The 5,273-nt window shown below is 66.6% G+C and carries 4 protein-coding genes and 1 pseudogene; 1 reads left to right on the forward strand and 4 read right to left on the reverse strand.

Features of this window, described 5'->3' with window-relative positions; translation table 11 throughout:
- Positions 1–499: 499 nt before the first annotated feature.
- Complete coding sequence (locus tag ACFZDK_RS55480) at positions 500–940, reverse strand: Rrf2 family transcriptional regulator (RefSeq protein WP_390986977.1); 441 nt, start codon at positions 938–940, stop codon at positions 500–502.
- A 74-nt stretch (positions 941–1,014) separates the two neighbouring features.
- On the opposite strand from ACFZDK_RS55480, the gene ACFZDK_RS55485 reads away from it, so the two are divergent.
- Positions 1,015–2,082 (forward strand): alkene reductase, encoded by a 1,068-nt coding sequence (locus tag ACFZDK_RS55485; protein WP_390986980.1) that lies wholly within the window; start codon positions 1,015–1,017, stop codon positions 2,080–2,082.
- 94 nt (positions 2,083–2,176) lie between these two features.
- Here ACFZDK_RS55485 and ACFZDK_RS55490 read toward each other — a convergent pair whose 3' ends face one another.
- The 3 genes and pseudogenes from ACFZDK_RS55490 to ACFZDK_RS55500 all read right to left on the reverse strand — a co-directional run bounded on the left by ACFZDK_RS55490 (position 2,177) and on the right by ACFZDK_RS55500 (position 4,702).
- Positions 2,177–3,067, reverse strand: a complete 891-nt coding sequence (locus ACFZDK_RS55490) for an ISAs1 family transposase (RefSeq protein ID WP_390986982.1) — start codon at positions 3,065–3,067, stop codon at positions 2,177–2,179.
- A 31-nt stretch (positions 3,068–3,098) separates the two neighbouring features.
- A pseudogene (locus tag ACFZDK_RS55495) lies at positions 3,099–3,398 on the reverse strand (transposase family protein); the annotation flags it as partial.
- A 260-nt stretch (positions 3,399–3,658) separates the two neighbouring features.
- Complete coding sequence (locus ACFZDK_RS55500; protein ID WP_390986985.1) at positions 3,659–4,702, reverse strand: IS630 family transposase; 1,044 nt, start codon at positions 4,700–4,702, stop codon at positions 3,659–3,661.
- Positions 4,703–5,273 lie beyond the last annotated feature (571 nt).

Here is a 5,273-nt window from a genome sequence, read left to right on the forward strand (position 1 = left end):
AGTCGTCACACTCGCCGACAGTGCCGCCACCCGTGACGGAGCGTCACCGGCGCACGGTGGCACATCCCGGCTTCACGGAAATCTTGCCAGGGCCAGAGAAGTCCGTACGCCGACAGGTCTTGAGCGAGCGGGACTCGCATCTGCCGTGGCCGGTGTCGGAGGCGGTGTGCTGGACGGCGATGTCCCGCCACTGCAGGGCGGACCCACTACGAGAACGTGCACTTCTACGGCACCCACTCCGTCGACATCGACGGAGAACTCGCCCAGCTCGACACCGACGGCTACCGGCCACTGCGGCTGGCCGGCGTCGCCCCGCTGAGCAGCTGACCGCGCTACGGCGAGTCTCAGCCTGACGGCCAGTGCTGGGAGCAAGCCCAGGCGTGCAGCCGGTCGGTCTCGGCGCGCTCTCCTTCGGTGGAGGCCCAAAGCTCGACGCAGGGTGGCGGCGAGCGCGCCGAAGGGCCGGACCCGGATGCGGCAGCGACCGGCCTGGCGATCCTCAGGCGGCCTCCGCTGGGAGCTTCCTTAGATCAGCCAGGCTGTCGGCCAGCGTCTTGCTCCCCAGCATAGCGACGACGACGTCCTCGATTTCGTCCGTGAGCCCTCTGAAATAGCGGCACGCCTTGGTCGTGACCTCGCAGACATGCGGCACCTCGTCACGCTGATCCCAGATCAGCTTGCCTGCGACAGCTGAGCGGTAGATCTCGCTCAGCGTGATCTCCGATGCCGACCGCCCTAGACCGAGCCCGCCGGTGCGGCCGCGGACGGAGGTCACCAGTCCGTCATGCACGAGCGGCACGGCCAGTGCGCGTACGAAGCTCGGGTTGTTGTCCAGCTTGGATGCCAGCTCGGTCGAGCTGACCGTCGGCCTTCCCGACTCGGCGGCGTCGGCGATCAGCATCATCATGATCAGCGTCGTGGGGAACCTCAGGTCGAACACGCGAGCCCACCCTTCCCGGCGGATATGCAAGTTTGACACTTGCGATTACCCGGAGTCATGCGTAAGTTTCAGACATGCATATTACTTCACAGGGCCAAAGCCCTGCCACGACCGACAACCTGCTCACCCCCGTGCGGGTCGGCGCCCTGGAGCTGCCCAACCGCCTCGTGATGGCGCCCATGACCCGCAAGCGCGCCAACGAGGACGGCGTTCCCCAGCCCGTCATGGCGCAGTACTACGCCCAGCGCGCGTCGGCCGGACTGATCATCACCGAGTCGGCAGCAGCGATCCCGTTCGGCGCCGGGTACGGCTCTCTGGTCGGATTCTTCGACGAGCGCCAGGAGCCGGCGTGGCGCAAGATCGTGGACGCCGTCCACGCCGAGAGCGGCCGCATCGCCCTCCAGCTTTGGCACGTCGGACGGGCGCGCACCGAGCAGGACGGCCTCGACAAAGGCCGCAACTGGGTCATCACCGAGGAACTCCGTCCCGAACACCTCACAGAGGACGAGGTGCGAGCCATTCCCCGAGACTTCGGCGCGGCAGCACGTCGCGCCCGTGAACTCGGATTCGACGCTGTGGAACTGCACGCCGGTACCGGCAACCTGATGGACCGATTCCTGCGTTCCACCAGCAATCGACGCGCCGACGACTACGGCGGCTCGGCCGCCGACCGCGTGCGAGTGCTGTTCGAGTCGCTCGCCGCCATCGCCGCAGAGATCGGTGGCGACCGCACCGGCCTGAAGATCAGCCCGGTCTGGCACGTGGACGGGCGCCCCGACCCGACCGGCCGGGAATCATTCGCCTATCTGCTGGGGCGGCTCGCCGAGTTCGACCTGGCCTACCTGCATGTCAACCGGGCCACCGAGGAGGACCTGCGTGTAGGCGCCGACGCGAGCATCACGCTCGAGTGGCTGCGGGAGCACTGGGCCGGCACCTTGCTCGCGGCGGGCGGTTTCGACCGCGAGCAAGGCGAGCAGGCCATCGCCAAAGGACTGGCCGACGCGGTCGTCTACGGCCGGCCGTTCCTCGCCAACCCCGACCTGCCTGCCCGCTACGGAGCCAGGGCACCGCTCAACCCCCTGAATCGGGAGACGCTCTACAGCAACACCGGCGAAGGTCTCATCGACTATCCATCCTTGTGACGCGGCAGGCAGACGGCGGCATGGCAGCCGGACAACGCATCCCTGCCGAGTAGCGCACGAAGGCCGCATCTCATCCAGGGCTCCGTCAAGTTTCCTAAGGGTGGGGCTTGTTGGTGATGCCCAGGATCGCGAGTGCGTGTTCGGTTTCGTGGCGGATGGCGCGGGTGGTCTTGGCTACGTTGTCGGCTCCGAGAAGTTTCAGGGCGCCGATGGCGAGGTTGCGGAAGCTGGCCATGGCGCGGGGCGCGTTCCCGGCATGAACGGTGGAGGCGTCCTCGGCGAAGGTGACATCTCGGATGTGGTGGGAGGAATTTTCAATTCCCCAATGTCCTTGAATGGCGGCGGCGAGGTCGGCGGGGGTGGCATGGTGGGAGTCGAGGCTGGTGACGGCGTAGACGCTTTCACGGGTCTCGGGCTTGCCGGTGGGCTTGCGGCGGCGGTGGACGCGGATGGCCAGGACGGCGTGGGGGAAGGCGATCCCGCCGAGGCTTTCGGCGAGGGAACAGGTCTTGATCGACCGGGACTCGCGCCGTCCGTGGGCGGTGCGGGAGGCGGTGTGCTGGATGGCGATCGATGTCCAGGGCAGGGCGTCGAGCTGGGCGTACGCGACGGGCTGGTTGGTCTTGATGACCGCGATGTAGTGGGCCTTCTTCGTCTCGACCAGCCAGGTGATGTTGGCCTTCACCGGGTGCAGGGCATCGAAGGTGACCACCGTGTCCGTGAGGTCGAGCGGTGCCAGCAGCGGCTTGAAGTGCCGCGTCTCGTTCGTCTTGGCCCCGACCTCGACCTTGGGCGAGGGTGGCGACGGGTGCGTGCGTGACCGCCGAGAGCAGGTGCCGGCGCGGGGCGTCCAGGCGGGCCGAGCCCTTGAGCGCTTTACCGTCCACGGCGACGACCCGCCGGACGTGGGCCGAGGGCATGTCCGCCGATGGGGCCTTGCGGTGCTGGTCGGCGAGGTAGGCGCCGACCGCCTGGTCCAGGGCATCGCCGTCCAGCGCCTCAAGAACGCGTCCGATGGTGACCGGCTTCGGACTACGCCGCCAGCCGAGTAGATGACGGCGGATCCCGAGAGCCGTCAACAGCGCGATGGACGCCCGGTCGCCGGCCTCGGCGATCTCCTCGATGCTCTTCGCGCCACCGAGGACCGCGCAGGCACACACCAGCAAGATCGCCGTCAACGAGTACCAGCGACCCCGGCGTGAGCGCGGATCGGGCACCGACTCCAGATAGGGGCGCAGGTCAGCGATCCGGTCCGCGTCCAGCGGACCCAGCTTCGCCAGCACGGCGGGGATAGGGGAAGATGCAACGGCAGGCACGGGACGTCCTCGTGATCATCTGGCTTAGTCACCACAATGATCACGAACTCCCGTGCCTGTACTGCTACCCGCCCTCACCAGGCGCGATCGCCAACTCTACGCACCTACAGGGAACTTGACGGAGCCCTGGGCACCAGGGCGGTGCTCGTGGGATCACGGCATCGCAAGGGCCGTCATTGAGTGCGACCGCCGGTCATGGGCCTCAATATCGCCGAGTAAGCGGGGGTCCCCGACCAGTATTGATCAGAAACTTATGGGGTTCACTCGTCGATGACGTAGCGGACGTGCCGGCCGCCGAAGTATCCGCGCACGATGTGAGGTTGGCGTTGGCGGCGGCGGAAGAACCGGCGGGTCTCAGCGGCGAGTTCGGGCTGGTTCCTGGCCCGGTGGGTGTGGGGCAGACTGCGTTTGAGGTCGGCGTTGACCAGCTCGTCCGGGTTCAGCTCGGGTGAGTACGAGGGCAGGAAGTGCAGTTCGACCTGGTCCTTGTGACGGGAGAGCCAGGCCCGGACCACCTTGGAACGGTGGGCCGAGTGCCGATCGACGATCAGGTGGACCTTGTGGTCGAAGCTCCCGACGAGCCGGGCGAGGAAGCGGCACATGACCTTCGCGTCGAACGACTCCGTGAAGACCATGAAGTGCATCCGCCCCTTCGTGCTGATCGCGGACATCGCGTTCACGGAGAACCGGTTCCCGGTGCGGCGGACGACCGGTGTCGTGCCTTTGGCGCCCCAGGTACGGCCGGTGACCTGGTCCGAGCAGATCCCGACCTGGTCAGCGAGGACTTCGCCCTTCTCCGCGTTCGCTTTGGCCCGGATCGCCGGCCAGGTCTCCTCGTGCCAGACGCGGACCGCTTCCGCGTCCTGCTCGACCGCCCGCTTGTCCGGACGCTGGAACGTCAGCCCCCACCGCTTCAGGTACTTGCCCAACCCCGGCTCGGTGAAGCGGACCCGGTGCAGCCTGAAGATCAGCTCGCCTATCAGCCCACGCGCCCACAGCTGACCGGAAAGTCCCAGGTCGCAAGGGATGTGATCGAGGACGGCCTGCCGGACGGCGGCCTGCTCGACCTCGGACAGAACCTGGTGCTCGCCTGCGCGGCGGCCCCGCGGCCGGGACAGCAGCGCGTCCCGGCCACCCGCCTGCCACCTCGCCCACCAGTTGTCCACGGCCCTGACCGACACCTTGAACAAAGCAGCGACCTCCGCCCGGTCCCGGCCCTCCAACAGCGCGGACACCGCCAGCAGCCGCGCAGCCTCCGGCGCGACCGGCGACCAGGTCCGCGCATCCCCCGCCAGATCACTCACACGCCGCCAACGAGCCTGAACCCAAAGCGTTTCGGATCAATATCAGCCAGGTTGTGAAAGGATCAATATGATAGGGCGCCCATCATGGCCCACTTTCCCGCCCAACCCATAAGCTCGACGTGCACTCTGGACGGGCTCTCTTCCCAGACCTCCGCGAGTTTAGTTGCGGCAATGAGAGTGTCTCCATCGTGCCTTCGTAGAGCGATCCACATGGCAGTGGCCTCGGGAGGGCACAGGAGTCTCTTCCCGGAAACCGCAAGGAGCATTTCGCCATTCGTCAGCACTGTGGACTTCACTCCGGAGGAAAAGTGAAGCAATGACACGATATTCTCCCTCTCTGTACCCCGTTAAGGTCGCACTACTTCTGCGTCAGACTTTGCCTCTATTGGTTCGAACGGCAGAAAGGTAGCCCCTTTGTGTCACCGAGTTCGGATCGATTCGTAGGACACAACGCGTGACCGCCTGTCCTGGTTCAGTGAACCCCTTTCATCCCGGGGGCTGAGGAGTGAAACAGGCTGGTCAGGTGGGGTGACGTGGCGAAGCCCCTCGTCGTTGGTGTGGTGATCTCACT

Origin of the sequence: Streptomyces sp. NPDC007901 (genome assembly GCF_042959465.1) — a bacterium.
GTDB lineage: Bacteria > Actinomycetota > Actinomycetes > Streptomycetales > Streptomycetaceae > Streptomyces.

Bases quoted from the DNA above. Each gene is read 5' to 3' on its own strand.
- ACFZDK_RS55490 (WP_390986982.1), bottom strand. From the start codon at position 3,067: ATGCCCTGGACCAGGCGGTCGGCGCCTACCTCGCCGACCAGCACCGCA.
- ACFZDK_RS55485 (WP_390986980.1), top strand. From the start codon at position 1,015: ATGCATATTACTTCACAGGGCCAAAGCCCTGCCACGACCGACAACCTG.